This window comes from Stenotrophomonas sp. GSD10, assembly GCF_056172695.1.
In genome coordinates this window covers 2,290,194-2,307,473 of sequence record NZ_JAOCMC010000002.1, presented here as the reverse complement: position 1 = coordinate 2,307,473, position 17,280 = coordinate 2,290,194, and the positions used below count along the sequence as shown (strand labels likewise).

The following is a 17,280-nucleotide window of genomic DNA, read 5'->3' as shown; positions in this document are numbered from 1 at the left end:
GAGAACGCTGATGGAATTCTATGGATTTGACCGCGAAGCGGCCCTCAACCACTGTGACAGCCTGGAGCTGGGCCTGGGTCGCGAACTGGACCGCGTGCGTGCCTGGAACCGGCTGCGCCCGGAGCATGTGATCGAACTGCTGGACACCGCCGTGCCGGCGGCCCGCCAGGATGCCCGCAACATCGCCGCGCAGATCAGCCGCGGTTCCTGGCGCATCCACATGGATGCCCCGGTGGTCGGCAAGCCGCAGCTGGTGAGCAATGTGCGCGAGCTGCAGATCACCGCCGGTGGTCGCGACTACCGCCTGAAGATCAGCGAGGGCGTGCGCCTGCAGCTGGAAGAGATCGTCCAGGCGGCCTGATGGCTGTGCGAGCCTGCGCCCCGGTCGGGACGCAGGCCGCGCGGAAGCGGGAAGCGGAGGCAACCGATGCGCACGTCGCATGCAGACCACCTTGAAGTAGGGGACGTCGGGAAAACACCATGGACCTGGTAAACAACCTGCGGGCGGCTCTGGCCGGCCCCTCGCACGCACAGCGCTTCCTGCGGCTGCACACGTCGCTGGGAAGCGATGTGCTGGTCGCCGAAACCCTCGATGGCGTCGAGCAGATCGACGGCCTCGGCTTCCAGTGGACGATCACCGCCCTGTCGCTGGACGCCGGGCTGCAGCTGGCGCCGCTGATCGGGCAGGGCGCGCTGCTGCAGCTGCAACAGGCCGATGGCAGCGTGCGCCCGCTGCATGGCCGCATCACCGCCGCCGAGCGGCTGGGCAGCAACGGCGGCCTGGCCCGCTACCGGCTGCGCCTGCAGCCGTGGCTGGCGTTCCTGTCGCAGCGGGTGGACAGCTACGTCTTCCACGACAAGACCGTGGTCGAGATCGTCGAAGACCTGTTCGCCGATTACAGCGGTCTGACGCCGGTCTGGCGCTGGTCGCTGGGTGACGCCAGCCAGTACGCACGGCGCAGCCTGACCACCCAATATCAGGAGAGCGACCTGGCCTTCGTCCAGCGCCTGCTGGCCGAAGAGGGCATCTATTACTGGTTCGAGCATGCCGGCGAGCCCGGCGGCACGGACTTCGGCGCGCACACGCTGGTGCTGGCCGACCACAGCCACGACACCGCCGAATTGGGTAGCGTGCGCTTCCATCGCCGCGACGAAAGCGAGCGCAGCGACAGCGTGCAGCAGTGGTCCACCGCGCACCGCTGGCGACCGGGCAAGGTCGAGCGCGCCACCTGGGACTACCGCACCCTGGAGCGCCGCCAGGCCAGCGCCGAGGCCGCGCAGAACAACGACCTGGGCATCGTCGACCGCGATACCTGCGGGCCCTACGGCTGGCAGGACAATGCACGCGGCCAGCGCCGCGCGCAGCAGCACCTGGACGCATTGCGCGTGCGCGCGCATACCATCGACGGTGCCGGCCAGTGGCGGGCACTGGCCCCGGGCGCGCGCTTCGGCCTGTCGCAGCATCCGCAGGTGGGTGAAGACGCACAGTTCCTGTGCCTGTCGGTGCATCACCAGGCGCGCAACAACCTCGATGCCGACGTGTTTGATGCGCTGGAGCAGGCGCTGGGCCCGTCCAGCGTGGCCGCGCCGGCATTGCCGGGCGCGCTGTCCGGTCTGGCCTACGGCGATGCTCCGGGCGAGGTGTCCACCGCGTTCTACGACAACCGCTTCGTCGCCATTCCGGCCGAGGTCAGCTACCGGCCGCAGACCGAAGACGGCCACGGCGCGCACCTGCATCCGCGCCCGACCATCACCGGTACGCTCAGCGCGATCGTGGTCAGCGACGGCGAGCCGCTGCTGTCCGACCGCGACCACCGCATCAAGGTGCAGTTCCCGTGGCAGCGCGGCGGCAACGCCAGCAGCGGCCTGGCCCATCCCGGTGGCGACGACAACGCCCCGGCCAACGGCGGCGCCTGGACCTGGGTGCGGGTGATGACCCCTTGGGCCGGCGACAACTGGGGCGGCGTGGTGCTGCCGCGGCGCGGGCAGGAAGTGCTGGTGGCGTTCCTGGAAGGCGACATCGACCGCCCGGTGGTGGTCGGTGCGGTCTACAACGGGCGCGGCCAGCAGGATGCACAACACAACCAGATCAACGGCGGCGGCGCCAGCGCCACTGGCAACGCCGCCGCCTGGTTCGAGGGCAATGACCACGCCGCGGTGTACACCGGCTTCAAGAGCCAGGCGCTGGCCGACAGCCAGGGCGGTACCGGTGGCTACCAGCAGCTGCGTTTCGACGACACCCCGGGGCAGGGCCGCGCGCAGCTGTCCACCACCCAGCACCAGACCACGCTGACCCTGGGCCATCTGAAGGGTGGCCAGGACAACGTACGCGAGGGCGAGCGCGGCTTTGGCGTGGAGCTGTCCACCCAGGCCCAGGGCGCGCTGCGCGCCGGTCGCGGCCTGCTGCTGACCACCGAACAGGGCACGCCGCAGATGGCCGCGCCGCAGGCATTGAGCCAGCTGCAGGAAAGCCAGCAGCTGCTGCAGCAGCTGGCCGAATCGGCGATCAACCAGCAGGCACAGCTGCCCAACGACCCGACCGAACTGCCGGTGGATGCCACGCTGACCGAGTTGCAGGAGACGCTGCGCGCCACCCACAGCGGCAGCGCCGCCGGCAGCATCGCCGGGGGCGACGGTGAAGCGCCGGGCTGGAGTGCGCCGGTGCTGCTGGGCAGTGGCGTGGCCGGCGTGCTGAGCCTGACCCCGGCCGACCAGGTCTGGGTGAGCGGCACCCACACCACGCTGGCCAGCGGCGTGGCGCTGAACTGGATGACGCAGGGCTCACTGACGATGGCGGTGGCCGGCGGGCTGGTGCTGTACACCGCCGGCGTGCAGCCCAGCGGTGAAAGCCCGAACCAGGAGCGCGGCATCGCGCTGCACGCCGCACAGGGCAAGGTGAGTGCGCGGGCGCACAAGCACCAGATGATCGTGGCGGCCAAGACCCAGGTGCGCATCGCCAGCACTGAGGCGGATGTGCAGCTGTCGGCACCGAGCAAGCATCTGCTGGCGACGGCGGCCGGTGCCTACATTCGGATCGAGGGCGACAACATCGAGCTGGGCGCGCCGGGCAAGGTGGAGTTCAAGGCCAGCCAGCGGGATTGGGTGGGGCCGGCGAGTGTTACTGCGCCCCTGGTTCTGCCGAATCCTGCGGATGCCTACAAGCTCAAGTACGTGCTTCGCGACTATGCGGGCCAGCCGATGCCGAACTCGCCGTACGTTCTGGTCATGCCCGATGGGAGTACACGGGAGGGCACCACCAATGCGCAGGGTGAAACCGAGCAGGTGGTGACCAAAGGCCCGCAGAACATCCATCTCTTCGTCGGCGACGGTGAAACCAAGCACGAAGGCTATTACCTCAACGACGAAGCGTAAGCGCGCTGACGAACGCCGCGCGACAAGGAAGACACCATGGCAACCGGAAATTTCAGACTCTACTATCTGGCCGACAACGGCCAGCAGCGTCCCGCCGCGAAGGTCCGCTACCGGATCCTGCAGCTGCCTGATCGCAACGAAGTCGTCAACGGAACCACCGACGCGCAGGGCCTCACGAAATTCGTGAACACCACGCCGAATCCGTTACAGAACCCGTTGGACAAGGGGGTCAAACCTGCCACGCAGGTTCCGTTCCTTCCGCCCACAACAATACGATTCCAACTGGAAGTCTGGGACTTCGACCAGCGCAAGTGGGCGCAACCGGATTTCGCCGGCCGCCAGAAGAAGGCGGTTTCGCACGATATCGAGCTTCAGCTCAACAGCACCATCATGACGATGGCGCCGATCCAGTGCGCGCTTGAGCTGCAGCCGTACTTCCGGGTGAAGTTCCAGATGCAGGCCGACCAGAAGGCGATCCCGAATGCGCCCTATCTGGCCTATGGCGTGGATGCGAAGGGGCGTGAAGTTGCCGGTAACGACGCCGCGGGCCGCCCCATCAAGGGAAACACCGACAAGAACGGCATGACGCCGCGCATCACCTGCAACGGTCGTCGTCGGTTCCACTTCAATCTGCCGGGCACCAAGGTCGGCCGCAGCACCGACATGCTGGACCCCTTGATCAAGGGACAATCGACGACACTGTACGTACTGGGCATGAAGAGCCAGGTCGCGATGAGCGAGTCAGGGCAGGGCCGCACTGCCAAGGTGGATGGCAAGATCAGCGCGCCCGCAGTGCTCAATGCCGAAGCTCAGGAGCTTCTGCTGCTGACGCCGGATGTGTGGAGTGAGTTTGAAGAACTGAGTGGCATGATCGAGAACACCATGGCCGGCCTGCATCGGTCCAGGGCGAACCTCGACAATGCCCTGCAGGGCCGCGATGCGGCGGCGGTCGCCGCTGCCGAAAAAGCGCTGGGTATCGCCGAAGATGATGTGGCGAAGATGCTCAATGACAATTTCTCCAAGTTGACCGACCTCAAGGAGGTTGTCACCTTCGAGACCTATGACAAGGCGCGCCATGCAGGAAACGGCAGCCTGGCAGATCGCTCTGGTCTGCGCCGACGCTATATTCCGGCGAAAAAATACGAGGAGCTCAAGAAGCGCCGCATCAAGGGCATTCCGATAGCGGTGAATACGTCGGTCGGAACCAAGGTGAAGGGCGGGCCAGTGAGCGGCTCAAGCGAAGGAAAGCACGAGGTCACAAGCACCAAGCCCTTCGATGCCGAGGATTTCAAGAAATCGATTCGCTCGATCACGTTGCAGGCCAAAGCCGAGACAAAGATGGATCCGTTCGTCTTTGACATCATCGACGCCGGTGGCAATGAGTTTGTGGAGCATGTAAAGAAGAGTGACTCCTACGAGGTTGCGAGTGCATCCCAGTGGCTGCGCTTTGTTGCCGGTGCGGGAGCCAGTAGTGCCGCGACCTGGAATCCGTCAAAGGGCGTCGCTGCCGCGAAGGCCGAGGCAAGTGCGTCGGCCAAGCTGATCCTGTTCGAAGGGAAATGGACCCACAGCTACTCCGTGCCCAGCATCAAGGGTTGGCAGATGCAGTTTGGTGACGTTGATCTCGGCGCAATCGTCTTCGTGCTGGCCTGTGAACTGTACGGTTTCGTTGGTGCCAAGGGGACGCTCGCCGGCTCTGCTGAAATCAAATATGTAGGCAAGAAGCCCGTTGCCAGCGCGCAGCAGCGTGACCGCTCGCAATCGCTCGCTGAAAATTTTGACAGCCAGCGAGGGCTGCCACGCGCACAGCTTGATCCAGCACGCGTGCGGATGTTGGGTATGAACGAATCGGCTCCGAAGGGAAGCGGAGCGGGTGTTCAGCTGACAGCCGAGGTGTTCGCGGGTGTGGAGGGCGGCATCACTCCTTCCGGTGATCTGCGTTGGCTGCCGCCAGACCGCAAGGAGCCTGTGAGCTTTGCCAAGATCGCGTTGGATGTCGCGGTCAATGCGGGTGCCGGCGCAAGTGCGCAACTGAACATCTACTTCAATAGCGGGAAATTCCGCATCCGCGCGTCTGCGCGGCTCTGCTGGGGTGTTGGCGCCAAGGGAGCAGTGGATTTTGCGGTGGACGCCGGTGGTATGCGGGAGTTCGTGAAGTGGGTGTTCTACCAGTTGGCCCACTCGGGATTCATCAAGCTAACCTACATCGCGCAGGATGCTTTCAACATTCTCTCCAAGTTGTTGTTCATGGTTGTCGCCGAGAACAGCCCAATGGGTGTACTGCTCTCCGAGAACATTGCTGCCGTCAACTTCGAGTTCAATGCACTTCAGAATCGACTGAAGAAGGCGGCTGCCCGTGATGCTCTGGTCAACCGGATCAATAGCAAGCCTGATTGGCTGATCTACGCGACTCCAGAAGCCCGGGGTATGTTGCTGTACGCCGTGACTCGACACTATCCCGAATCACATGCGCGCAATCTTCCCGAGTTCTCTCCGGGCTGGGGGATGTTGAGATTCACGCTTTGCCCGGGCATAAGCAGGCGGTGCTGAACATTCTGCAGCCTGTCACGTCCAGGCCAGAGTGGATGAATGTCATGCAGCACATGACGATCGATGGCGCACGTCGGGCGGACGCAGGAAAGGCGGAAGGCGATGTGGTGCGCTTCCTCGACTACGGCTATTCGCTGAACAATGATTTGCCTAACGTGTTCGGGACGATGAACAAGCGTTCGCGCGACAAGGTCGGGGATGTGGGGAATTCCTATCTTCAGTCGTTCCTTGAGAAGCGCTCGAAGCTGCTCAATGAATTCCCGAAAGGCTATGAGGTGGCCCAGATCATGACGATCGATGACCCAGTTCAGCTGGCGGCCCTGGATGGCAGTGAAGCACCCACTTTCGCGATGATGGATCCGCCGGGGCTGTGGCTTGATCGGGATGATAAAACGATGATTGCCTGATGGCTGAGGGAGTGCGCTTCGCGTACTCCCTCCGATGGCGCTTGCTCAATCACGAACTACGCATCGGAAACCATATCCATAGTTCTGATTGGCCTCAATGTCGTTCCCTTTGGGATCCTTTCGTGCCGCCGCATCGGGCGCGCGAGACGCGCGCGTGAACGTCATCGACACAAGTGCGAGTGAGTCCCCTCCTTGGTTGGTGCTACTGCGAATGACTTTTTCGCTCCCATTCTTTGGACCTTGCGGGTCGCGTAGGTCCTTCTCTGCATAGCTGGCTTCATACCAGTCCTGAACCCATTCATGACCGTGATCGATCATGTCGTAGAGTCCTGCGGGATTGGGTGGATACTTGCCCAGAGCAACGCCACTTCCATCCATGTTCTGATCGAAACTGGCCACATTTCGACCGTCGTCGATCCGACCATTGTCAGTCGCATAAATTTCCATCTTTCCGCCCGAGCGTGCGGCATACTCCCATTCTGCTTCGGTTGGAAGTGTGGCTCGCTTACCCGTCTTGCTTCCCAGCCAGGCACAGAATTCTTGTGCCTGAGTCCAGCTCACGCCGGCCGATGCCTTCACATCCTTTCGATAGAGGCCTGCATCGATCTCGGAAGTGCCGATCCGGGGGCGTCCAGTGCTATCGGAGAACGCATCGTACTGCTCAACCGATATCTTGTGAGCAGTTATCGAGAAGTCACTCAGCGTGATCCTGCGAAGAACATCGTCGTTGGTCTCGCCGCTGTAAGGAAGCTTGTCGGCGTTGTGTACTGGACCAAAGTCACCCATCAGAAAGGTTCCACCCTTCATTCGAACCAGATCCTGGGTGATCTGCTGCTGAAGACTTGCGCCTGCATGTTCGCGCTCTTGAGCTTGGGGGCGCTGTTGGCGGGTTTGCCAGCGCATGCACTAGGGGCTAGGGGAAGGAGGGCGAGGATCCCAATGGGCCACAGTCGATAACTACGCACATTCAGCTCCTTCTTTGAATCTGCAGATGTTAGCAGCGTCAGGGGAATCTTTGAGTGAACCTTTGCTTCGGCCTGTCATTGTTGAGCTTCGATCGATATCGGGTTCCGGGTGGATCTATGTAGTGGGCGGGGCTGCGTGCAGAGCCGCGCAAGCCAGAGCCTGGACACGCGCTTTCGGAACGACACCGAAAGGGTTTTCCGTCGCCAGGAATCGATCGCCGCCCCCGGCATGACGGTTGCTCGCAACATGGTCGGCAGGTTCGAATCGGCCAACCGTGTGGATCGATACGGCGGCTTGAAGAACTTGGTTGTGTCTGGCCGTCAGGGCAGTGCGATGGTCAACAGTTGGCGCATCCGGACCAGTCAGCAGGCTCCGGTAGCGCTCGCCCATTTCTCATCTGGTACGTCTCTATGATCGTACAGGGTGGGGCGCCGATCTTCTGGCGACCGCCGGCTTGGTCGTTCAGTTCTCTGCGATACAGCGAAACCCGTGGCTCCTGTTCTGATTGGAATCGATCTCACTGCCATCGATGTCCTTATTCTTCGGATGATCCGGAAGGCGATGATCGCGAGTAAAAGTCATTGAAAGCAAGGCGAGCGAATCACCACCGCGATTGTTATTCCCTCGGATGACCTTCTCTGTGCCGCTCTTTGGGCCGGAAGGATTTGTGGAGTCGCCGCCAGAGTAAGCCTCCTCATACCAATCCTGGACCCATTCGTAGCCGTGATCAATCATGTCGTACTGTCCAGCGGGATTGGGAGGAAACCTGCCCAGAGCGACTCCGCTACCATCCTGGTGCCGGGAATAGCTTGCGACATTGCGACCATCTTCGACTGTGCCTGTATCGGTCGGATACACAACCATCTTTCCGCCTGAGCGCGCTGCGAATTCCCACTGCGCCTCGGTGGGAAGTGTCAGCTTCCGGCCAGATGCCGCTCCGGCCCACGTGCAGAAGTCCATGGCGTCCCGCCACTTCACTCCGGCAGCGGCCTTGGGATCGGCGCGATATCGCTTTGCGTCAATCCTCGAAGTGCCCACCCTCGGGCGGCTGGTAGCGTCCGTAAAGGCATCGAAATCCTCAATCGATACCTTGTGGGCCATGATCGAGAAGCCGTCCAGCGTGATCCTGCGGAGAACGTCATCATTCATCTCTCCGCTGTAGGGAAGTTTGTCCTCGTTGTGTACGGGGCCAAAATCGCCCATGAGGAACGTGCCACCCTTGATCGCAATAAGGTCCGAAACGATCTTCTGCTGCGTTTCAGCACCGGAGCCGCGCTTCGCCTGGATGGGAGATGCTTCCACCTGGGCGGATGTGGACGTGGTGAATGAAAGGATGGCCAACAGCACTGCAGTGCGGAGGGTAGGCGTGGACATGAACGATTCCTTTGGTCGGGCCATGCTCGCTGGAAGTAGATGCAGGGCGCCAAACGAATCCCGCGCTGCGGTGCGAGGACGCGCATGCGATCACACTTGATGTTGGGTTGCCGCTGGGCACGGACTCGCTTGCGTGATCCGCGCAGGCTGCGTGTATGCGATCGAAGAGAGCCGAGTCGAGCACGGCTCGACTCTACAGAAGCAGGTCACATCGCCGGGCAGGCCGGGTCCTTGCCGCTCACCGCTGCACAGATCCGGCGGCGACAATCGACACCCTTCAACGATGCCGGGCTCGGGCAGGCGCGCAACTGGGCCTGGATGTTCGATTCGGTGGAGGCGGACTTCTTGCTGGCCACGCGCTCGAACGCAGCACGCTCGTCTTCGGTGCGCTTGCGCTGGTCGGCCTCGATCTGCGCGATCAGGTCGTCCATGTTCTGCGGTTGGCTCTTGGCCTTCGCCTTGGTCTTGTCTTCTTCCTTGATGATGCCCAGCAAGGTGCCGAGCAGGTTTTCATCCTGCTTGCCCTTGCTGCCGGCCGCTGGAGCAGAGCTGCGGCTGCTGCGCGCTGCCGGCGCCGCGCCACGTGAAGACGCCGCTGGCGCTGCGGCAGCGGTCGAGGCACCGGCTGCGGCCGTCGCGGCAGCAGCTTCGGCCGGAGCGGTCGCGTTCTCCATCGGTGCAGGTGCAGGCAAGGCCGGATCACCCGCAGCGGCCGGTGCATCGACGATCATCGCGGCCCCATCACGTGGCGTGCCTGCTGGAATATCCGGATGGCCGGTGGCATGGGGCGTTTCCGGGGCCAGGGAATACTCGCCGGGCTCGCGATAGTCATCGCTGCCGGACATGCCCCAGACGGTCAGCCCGGCGATGACCGCCACGGTCCCCGCGATGGCCAGCCATAGGCCGAGGCGACGGTTGCCGCCTGACGATACGCGCGCAGCACGGGGCGACGCGGTTGCCTGCCGGCCCTCCATGTCTGCCAGAATACGGCCCGAATTCGGGGCCTGGCCTTTTGCCTGCGCTCCCCCTGAGAGCAGACTTGGCCGATTGATTCCGCCATTATTCAAGTGCATCCAGCCCTTGGTTTGAGTCGGCATCTGCCGAAGCGAATTTCCGCATTCTTAGTGAAAGGCGGTGGGGCGTCAACCAGATTACGTGTCAGGGAGGACCGGTGTTGCCAATCGTGGTTGCTGCCATTGCGGCTGTAGTGCTTGTAGCCGTGGTGTGCTGGGTGTTGTTGTTTCCCGAAACGGTGGAATCGCTGCGCGAAGCGCTGGCGCGCCGGCTGGGTGGATTCCGTCGCAGGGCGGGCCGGGTGGGGGATAAAGTCGGTCACGGCGTGACCCGGGTGCGCAGTGGGGTTCGTGAAGAAGCCGGTGCCGCACACAGTGCCCTTCGCCGCCATTGGCCGATTATCGCGATCGCGGCGGCGGCGCTGTTGATTCCGCCAACTGTGATATTGATCACACGTCAGACGGTGGTGCTCGAAGATTTTCGCGGCGATGATTTAGCAGAGTCGAGTTCGATGGTGGCGCAGCTGCTGCGGGGCGAGCGTCTGACCCCGCCGCCACCGCCGCCGCCGGAAGTATTCACCACCGCCGAGGTGCGTCGTCTGCGGCCCGAAATCGTGACGGCAGATCGCAAGTGGGACCAGATCGATGCCGATCTGCAGCAGCGCGTGCTGGCCATCTACGAGGTGATGCGCCGCCAGTACGGCTACGAAATGGTGTTGATCGAAGGCTATCGCAGCCCGCAGCGGCAGGCCGAGCTGATGGCGGGGGCAAGGCGACACGCGCTGGCGCATGGCAGAGCTGCCATCAGTACGGGCTCGGTGTGGACAGTGCGCCGATCCGCGATGGCAAGCTGCAGTGGGACATGAACGACGAATGGACCAAGCGCGGTTACTTCCTCTACGGCGAGCTGGCTGAACAGGCTGGGCTGGACTGGGGTGGGAACTGGCGCAGCATCAAGGATTATGTTCACGTGGAAATGACATCGCGTTGCCGCGCGGCGCGTGCGGCCAAGCGTGAAGAACTGTCACGCCAAGGGTGATAACCACCGGGCGGTACTGGTATGGTTACGGCGATGATCTGGGTCGCCGGGGAACAGGGGGCGATGGAGCGCCAGGTCACACAGGATCAAGGAGCATGATGGATGGCACGACCGTTTATCGTCGTCGGTGACAAGCTCAGCCACGGAGGCAGCGTGGTGGCAGGCACCGGCCAGACCGACATCAATGGCAAGCCGGTGGCCCGGGTGGGCGACCGTGCCGTGTGCGCCGTGCATGGCGCGACCACGATCGTCAGTGGCGATGCCACGGTGATGATTGACGGTCAGCCGGTGGCGCGCGATGGCGACCGCACCGCGTGCGGGGCGACATTGATGGCCTCACAGGCCACTACCGGCCTGCGCTGAACGACGCGGTCGACGGGAGCAGCGCATGGAGCACGGCAACTGATGGCAGGATGGCTGGGCAAGGCAGCGTCGGTGGTGATGGTCTTCATCGCCACCTGGGGCGCAACGATTCTTTATTGGCGCAACAGCGGCACGGTACCGACCGGCATGCAGATGCTGGCCTATCTGGGCCTGCTGCCGGTCGGCCTGAGTGGCGCCGGCTTCATGCTGCGCAGTGCGGCGCGGCGTGGTGCCGATGCAGCACTGGCCAAGGCCGGCGATGACGCGCCCGGTCCGGTAACGAGCGCGACCCGTCACGCGGCAGAGCCTGCGCAGCAGGTGCCGGCCGTTGCGCTGCTGGCCGGCGAACTGAAGCTGGGCGTCGACCTCGACCCGCAGGCGCTGCTGGCGGTAGCGGCAGCGCCGCCACGTCCCGCCCTCGATGGGCGCTTCCGCGACAACTACAACCTGCCGCTGCGGATGAGTGCTGCGCCGGACCTGGACGAATTCGAGGTGCTGCAGGTGCGCCAGGACGGCATCGATACCGCCGCGCATGAGCGCCGCGCACTGGCGCTGTTGCAGCCGGTGCTGGAGCGGCTGTTGGAGGTCGCCTTCACGGCGCTGCCGGAGATCGAAGCCTCCGAGGAAGTGGTGGTGGCCGGCCTGCGCCGCCGCGATGAGCAGCGCGTGGAGAATGTGCTCACCCTCGAATTGCTGGTGCCGGGCAGCTGGTCCGATGCGCTGCGGCCGTGGGTGCAGGACTGGCTGCTGCAGCAGGCGCGCGTGGCAGGCTTGGATGCGCGCCGCTTCGACGTATGCGTCACCACGCTCGACGGTACGCGCGAGGTCTGGCCGCACCTGCAGCGGGTGATCGACGCGCTGCATGCGTCGTCCACGCCGCGTTGGCATCTGCTGCTGGCGGCGGCGTCGAGCATCGATCCGGGCATCGTCTCGGCCTGGGAGGCCAGCGGTGTGCTGGCGACGGCCAAGGATCCTGACGGGCGCGTGCCGGGCGAGGGCGCCTCGGGTGTCCTGCTGGCCAGCACGCACGCCGCGCGCGAGGGGGATGGCCGCCTGTGGCGGCCGCAGCTGGTGCGCGCCGAACAGATTGAAGGCCAGCGCCCGGCCGAGCAGCGCCGCCAGCTGGCGGCGTTGGCAAGCCAGTGGCATGCGGCGCTGGGCGCTGACAGCGGCCAGGCCCGGTTCGTACTGCACGATGCCGATCATCGCGGCGACCTGATGGTGGATGCCGCCGCCATCGCCGCAACTTTGGCCCCCGATCTCGATTTCAGTCCGCAGAGTCTGGCCCTGGCGCTCAGCGCCGGCGAGCTGGGCCCGGTGCTGCCGGTGGCCCAGCTGGCGCTGGCCCACGCACAACTGCAACGCCAGAGCGAACCGGTGCTGCTGCTCGGCGTGGCCGACAACCAGCAACGCCTGTTCGGCCTGGTCGACCCACTTCCTTCCCCGACGCTGGCGGCCGATGCGCCGTCGGCCTCCTGACCCCTGGATCCCTGCATGAGTTTGAGCAATTTCAGCTACTACCTGCGCGATTACCGCCTGTGGATGGTGATCGGCCTGGTCGGTGCCGCTGCGCTGGCCCACTACGGTGAGGCCGAGGCGCGGCAGATCGGCATCTGGGTGGCCATCGTGCTGGCCGGCCTGCTGGTGCTGGCACTGCTGGTCTGGATCATCAAGCGGATCCTCGCCCGGCGCGCGGCCAAGCGCGTGGAGGCGATGGTCAAGGATGAGGCGGACAAGGCGGTGGCCGGCGCCCAGCCGGCGCAGCGCGCCGATACCGAGGCGCTGCGCTCGCGGATGATGGATGCGGTCAAGCAGATCAAGTCCTCGCGGATGGGCGTGCTGAAGGGCAACGCCGCGCTGTACGAGCTGCCGTGGTACGTGATCATCGGCAACCCCGCGGCCGGCAAGAGCACCGCCATCCTCAACTCCGGGCTGCAGTTCCCGTTCGAGGACAACCGCGGCAACGTGGTGCAGGGCATCGGCGGTACCCGCAACTGTGACTGGTACTTCACCACCAACGGCATCGTGCTCGATACCGCCGGCCGCTACTCGGTCAGCGTCGAGGACCGCATGGAGTGGCTGACCTTCCTCGGCCTGCTGAAGAAGAACCGCCCGCGTGCGCCGATCAATGGCGTGATCATCGCCGCCAGCCTGGCCGAGCTGTCCGGCAGCAAGCCGGAATTTGCCATCGAGCTGGCCAAGAACCTGCGCCAGCGCGTGCAGGAAATCACCGAGCGCCTGGAAGTGTTCGCGCCGGTGTATGTGCTGTTCACCAAGGCCGACCTGATCGCCGGTTTCAGCGAGTTCTTCCGCAACCTCGATCCGGGCGAGCGCGAGCACGTGTGGGGCGCCACGCTGCCGTTCGATGTGCAGCAGCAGGGTGACGCGCTGGCCGCGTTCGACAGCCATTTCGATGAGCTGGCCGAAGGCATCAAGGAGATGAGCCTGACCCACATGGCGATGCAGCGTGGCCGCGAAGTGTCGCCGGGCCTGCTGTCACTGCCGCTGGAGTTCGTCGGCATCAAGCCGGCGCTGCGCACCTTCATCGCCACCCTGTTCGAGGACAACCCCTACCAGTTCAAGCCAGTGTTCCGCGGCTTCTACTTCTCCAGCGCGCTGCAGGAAGGGCGCTCGGTGCATCACGCCTCCGAACGCGTCGGCCGCCAGTTCAACCTGGAGCGTGGCTCGAACGTGGACGAGGCACCGACCGGGCATACCGCGTTCTTCCTGAAGGACCTGTTCCGCAAGGTGATCTTTGCCGACAAGGAGCTGGTGCGGCAGTACTCCAGTCCGCACCAGAACCGCCTGCGCTATGGCGTGTTCCTCGGCGCGGTGGGCGTACTGGCGCTGGCACTGGGCCTGTGGACGTGGTCCTACACCACCAACGCACAGCTGGTGGCCAATGCCACCAAGGACCTGGACCAGGCCGTGCGCGTGCAGAAGGACCGCATGGACCTGAAGTCGCGCATCGATGCGTTGCTGCTGCTGCAGGACCGCATGGAGCAGCTGGACCGCTACGGCAAGGACGGTGGCATCACCACCCGCCTGGGCCTGTACCAGGGCTCGGCGATCCGCGACAAGCTGCTGCGCGAATACAACCACGGCATGCAGCAGGTGATGCTGGCGCCGACCGTGGCCAATCTGGAGAACTACCTGGGCCAGGTGGTAGCCGAGCGTGACAAGCTGGGCCAGGGCAACAGCGCCGCCGCCGAAAGCGAGGTGCTGTACCAGAACGCCTCGCCGACCAGCACCAACGACGCCTACAACGCGCTCAAGACCTACCTGATGCTGGGCAATCCCAAGTATGTGGAAGGCGCGCACCTGTCGCAGCAGCTGACGCTGTTCTGGCGCACCTGGCTGGAAGCCAACCGTGGCCAGATGAGCCGCGAGGAAATGGTGCGTGCCGCCGAGAAGCTGATGACCTTCTACGTGGCACAGGCCGGCGCGCCGAGCTGGCCGCAGGTGCAGAACAAGGTCACCCTGGTCTCCGACACCCGCCAGGCGCTGGGCCAGGTGATGAAGGGCCAGCCGGCGATGGAGCGGGTGTATGCGCAGATCAAGGCGCGCGCCGGTGCCCGCTTTGGCACCACCACGGTCGACAACCTGATCGGTGTCGAGCGCAATGGCCGGATGATCAACGGCAACTACGCGATCTCCGGTGCGTTCTCGCGCAAGGCGTGGGAAGACTACGTGCAGGATGCGATCAAGGAAGCGGCCAATACCCAGCTCAGCACCACCGACTGGGTGCTGGGCACCACCGAGCAGAGTGACCTTTCGCTGGCCGGCAGCCCGGAGCACGTCTCGCGTGAGCTGGTCAACATGTACAAGAACGACTACGCACGCGAGTGGAGCAAGTTCGTACAGGGCCTGAGCGTGGCCGAGTTCAGCACCTTCGATGAGGCCGTGGCGCGCATCAACAAGCTGGGCGACGCCAGCAATTCGCCGCTGCGCATCCTGCTTGAGCGCATCAACGAAGAGACGGTGTGGGACAACCCGCAGGCGCTGGCGCGTTCGAGCAAGGCGCGCAAGGGCTTCGTGGCCTGGTTCCAGCGCACCATCCTGCGCAAGGACCCGGCAGCGGCCGCCGCGGCGCAGGGCGTGGGCCCGATCGGCAAGGCCTTCGAGGGCATCGCCCGCCTGACCAGCGAGCGTGGCGACCAGCCGGCGGTGATGACCGCCTACTTTGAAACGCTGGCCAAGCTGCGCGCGCGCCTGAACGCGATCAAGAGCCAGGGCGAGATTGGTGTGGGCACCCGCAAGCTGATGCAGGACACCTTCAGCAACGAAGGCTCCGAGCTGAGCGTGGGCCTGGCACTGGTCGACGAGCAGGTGCTGACCGGGCTGGACGAGAAGCAGCGCGAAGCCTTGCGTCCGCTGCTGCTGCGCCCGCTGACCCAGACCTTCAGCGCGTTGATCCCGCCGACCGAGGCGGAGGTCAACAAGACCTGGAAGGCGCAGGTCTACGATCCGTTCAAGGCGCGCATCGGCCAGCAGTACCCGTTCAACCTGAGCTCCGATGTGGACGCGGCACCGAGCGACATCGCCGGCATCTTCGGTGCCAGCGGCAGCATCGCCGCGTTCAACAAGGAAGCCCTCGGTACGTTGGTGATCCAGCGCGGCCCGCTGCTGGAGACCCGGCGCTGGGCCGGGCAGGGCGTGAACCTGTCGGCCGAGCTGGTGGCCAACTATGGCAACTGGGTCAGCGGTTCGGCAGCCGGTGCCGCGCAGGACACCACCATCTTCGAAATGCTGCCTTCGCCGGCGGCCGGTGCGCTGGAATACACCATCGAGATCGACGGCCAGGTGCTGCGATACCGCAACACGCCGCCGCAGTGGACGACCATGCAGTACCCGAACGTTGGCCAGGTGCCGGGTGTGAAGATCACCGCAGTGACCGGCGACGGGCGTACCGTCGAAGTGTTCAGCGCGCCAGGCTCCAATGGTGTCAACCGCCTGATGTCGGCCGGCCAGGTCGAGCGCCTGGATGATTCGAGCAGGATCACCTGGACCGGCAATGGCGTGTCGGTCCCGGTGGAAATGCGCATCGTGCGTCGCGCCGGCGAAGCGGCACAGGGCGGCGGCGATTGGCAGCGCGGGCTGCAGTTGCCCGAGCGTGTGGCAGGTGGCGAGCCTGCTGCGCCGCAGGCGCCGGCCGCCGCTACGCCGTCCACTGCCCCCACCGCACCGGCCCCGGCCGCAGGAGGTGCGCGATGAGCCGGGTGGTCAGTGCCGGGGTCTCATACTTCGGCAAGGTGCCGTCGCGCGGCGATTTCGTCCGTGCGGCCGACAATCACCAGCTGCTGGGCTGGCTCGATCGCTGGGCCGGTGAGAGCCTGGAGTTGCTGAGCCAGAGCCCGGACTGGAAGCAGCGCTACGACGAGGCGCCGGAGATCCACTACGCCTTCCTCGGTTCACGCAGCAAGATGGTGCTGTGCGGCCACTTCCTGGCCAGCCGCGATGCGTCCGAACGGCGCTTCCCGCTGCTGTCGGCGCTGCGCCTGGATGCGCCCGAGCCGTTGCCGTTCATTGGCCGCAGCCCGTTGGCCATGTCCAACGCCTGGTCGGGCCTGGCCCGGCTGGCGCGCCAGGCATACCAGGACAGCGATGCGGCGCAGGCGCTGGCGCAGTTGGCCGATGCCCGCTTCAGCATCAGCACCGACCCGGGCGACTACAACGGCAGCTTCCAGGACTTCCTGGAAAGCACCACCGTGGCCGACCTCGAACAGCGGCTGCGCGACTCCGGCCATGGCGACGTGGCGCTGCGCCAGGTCCTGCCTGCCCTGGGCCTGCTGCTGCAGCCGGTCCTCAGTGGCGGTGATGTCAACATCGACAAGGCCCTGGTGTTCCCGCTCGTGCGCGAGCCGGCCTATCGCCCGTTGGTGGCCGCGTTCTGGCTGGATCTGCTGTCCAGTTTCGTCGCCCGCGGCGATTTCGAGCTGGCCGTGCTGATCCGCAACGACGCCGCACCGAGCATGATCGTCGGTTTCAACGGCGCCGATCGCCAGGTGCTGCGTGCGGTGCTGGACCCGGCTGAAGCCGGTGATTTCCTGATCCGTATCCAGCATTCGGAATGGGTGGACGACTACCTGCGCGGCGACTACAACCTCAACCGCTTCGGCAGCTTCCTCGATCGTGACGACCTGGCGCTGGCCACCGCACGCAAGCTGTTTGGCGAGACTTTCCTGGGAACCTGACG

The 17,280-nt window shown here is 64.8% G+C and carries 13 protein-coding genes; 10 read left to right on the top strand and 3 right to left on the bottom strand.

Annotation, left to right across the window (positions count from 1 at the left end):
• Window positions 1-10 precede the first annotated feature (10 nt).
• The 4 genes from N4G47_RS10890 (at window position 11) to N4G47_RS10875 (ending at window position 6,329) form a co-directional block, all read left to right on the top strand.
• The gene (locus N4G47_RS10890; RefSeq protein WP_008268344.1) at window positions 11-361 is read left to right on the top strand and encodes a hypothetical protein; all 351 of its coding nucleotides are present in this window, start codon (window positions 11-13) and stop codon (window positions 359-361) included.
• Window positions 362-480: 119 nt separating this feature from the next.
• Entirely contained in the window at window positions 481-3,372 is a 2,892-nt protein-coding gene (locus tag N4G47_RS10885; RefSeq protein ID WP_475287074.1) for a type VI secretion system Vgr family protein, read from the top strand.
• A gap of 36 nt (window positions 3,373-3,408) precedes the next feature.
• Window positions 3,409-5,922, top strand: coding sequence for a DNA repair protein (locus tag N4G47_RS10880; RefSeq protein WP_475287072.1), 2,514 nt, complete (start codon window positions 3,409-3,411; stop codon window positions 5,920-5,922).
• The gene (locus tag N4G47_RS10875) at window positions 5,916-6,329 is read left to right on the top strand and encodes a DNA repair protein (protein WP_475287069.1); all 414 of its coding nucleotides are present in this window, start codon (window positions 5,916-5,918) and stop codon (window positions 6,327-6,329) included. Before N4G47_RS10880 ends, N4G47_RS10875 begins: the two co-directional genes overlap by 7 nt.
• Window positions 6,330-6,374: 45 nt before the next feature.
• On the opposite strand, the gene N4G47_RS10870 is transcribed toward N4G47_RS10875, so the two are convergent.
• From N4G47_RS10870 to N4G47_RS10860, 3 genes are all read right to left on the bottom strand, one after another.
• On the bottom strand, window positions 6,375-7,232 hold the full coding sequence (locus tag N4G47_RS10870; RefSeq protein ID WP_475287065.1) for a formylglycine-generating enzyme family protein: 858 nt from the start codon (window positions 7,230-7,232) through the stop codon (window positions 6,375-6,377).
• A gap of 525 nt (window positions 7,233-7,757) precedes the next feature.
• The gene (locus N4G47_RS10865; RefSeq protein WP_475287063.1) at window positions 7,758-8,669 is read right to left on the bottom strand and encodes a formylglycine-generating enzyme family protein; all 912 of its coding nucleotides are present in this window, start codon (window positions 8,667-8,669) and stop codon (window positions 7,758-7,760) included.
• Window positions 8,670-8,875: 206 nt separating this feature from the next.
• Window positions 8,876-9,547: a hypothetical protein gene (locus tag N4G47_RS10860; protein ID WP_475287061.1), complete on the bottom strand. Its 672-nt coding sequence runs from the start codon at window positions 9,545-9,547 to the stop codon at window positions 8,876-8,878.
• Between the two features lie 293 nt (window positions 9,548-9,840).
• Between N4G47_RS10860 and N4G47_RS10855 the strand changes: the two genes are divergently transcribed.
• The 6 genes from N4G47_RS10855 (at window position 9,841) to tagF (ending at window position 17,278) form a co-directional block, all read left to right on the top strand.
• On the top strand, window positions 9,841-10,548 hold the full coding sequence (locus tag N4G47_RS10855; RefSeq protein ID WP_475287059.1) for a M15 family metallopeptidase domain-containing protein: 708 nt from the start codon (window positions 9,841-9,843) through the stop codon (window positions 10,546-10,548).
• Entirely contained in the window at window positions 10,503-10,721 is a 219-nt protein-coding gene (locus N4G47_RS10850; RefSeq protein ID WP_475287057.1) for a M15 family metallopeptidase, read from the top strand. The genes N4G47_RS10855 and N4G47_RS10850 overlap by 46 nt, the downstream gene beginning before the upstream one ends.
• Window positions 10,722-10,823: 102 nt before the next feature.
• The gene (locus N4G47_RS10845; RefSeq protein WP_249843724.1) at window positions 10,824-11,084 is read left to right on the top strand and encodes a PAAR domain-containing protein; all 261 of its coding nucleotides are present in this window, start codon (window positions 10,824-10,826) and stop codon (window positions 11,082-11,084) included.
• 42 nt (window positions 11,085-11,126) lie between these two features.
• Window positions 11,127-12,563 (top strand): hypothetical protein, encoded by a 1,437-nt coding sequence (locus N4G47_RS10840; protein WP_475287055.1) that lies wholly within the window; start codon window positions 11,127-11,129, stop codon window positions 12,561-12,563.
• A gap of 15 nt (window positions 12,564-12,578) precedes the next feature.
• Window positions 12,579-16,298, top strand: coding sequence for a type VI secretion system membrane subunit TssM (gene tssM / locus N4G47_RS10835; RefSeq protein WP_475287053.1), 3,720 nt, complete (start codon window positions 12,579-12,581; stop codon window positions 16,296-16,298).
• On the top strand, window positions 16,295-17,278 hold the full coding sequence (gene tagF, locus N4G47_RS10830) for a type VI secretion system-associated protein TagF (protein WP_107230850.1): 984 nt from the start codon (window positions 16,295-16,297) through the stop codon (window positions 17,276-17,278). Before tssM ends, tagF begins: the two co-directional genes overlap by 4 nt.
• Window positions 17,279-17,280: the final 2 nt, after the last annotated feature.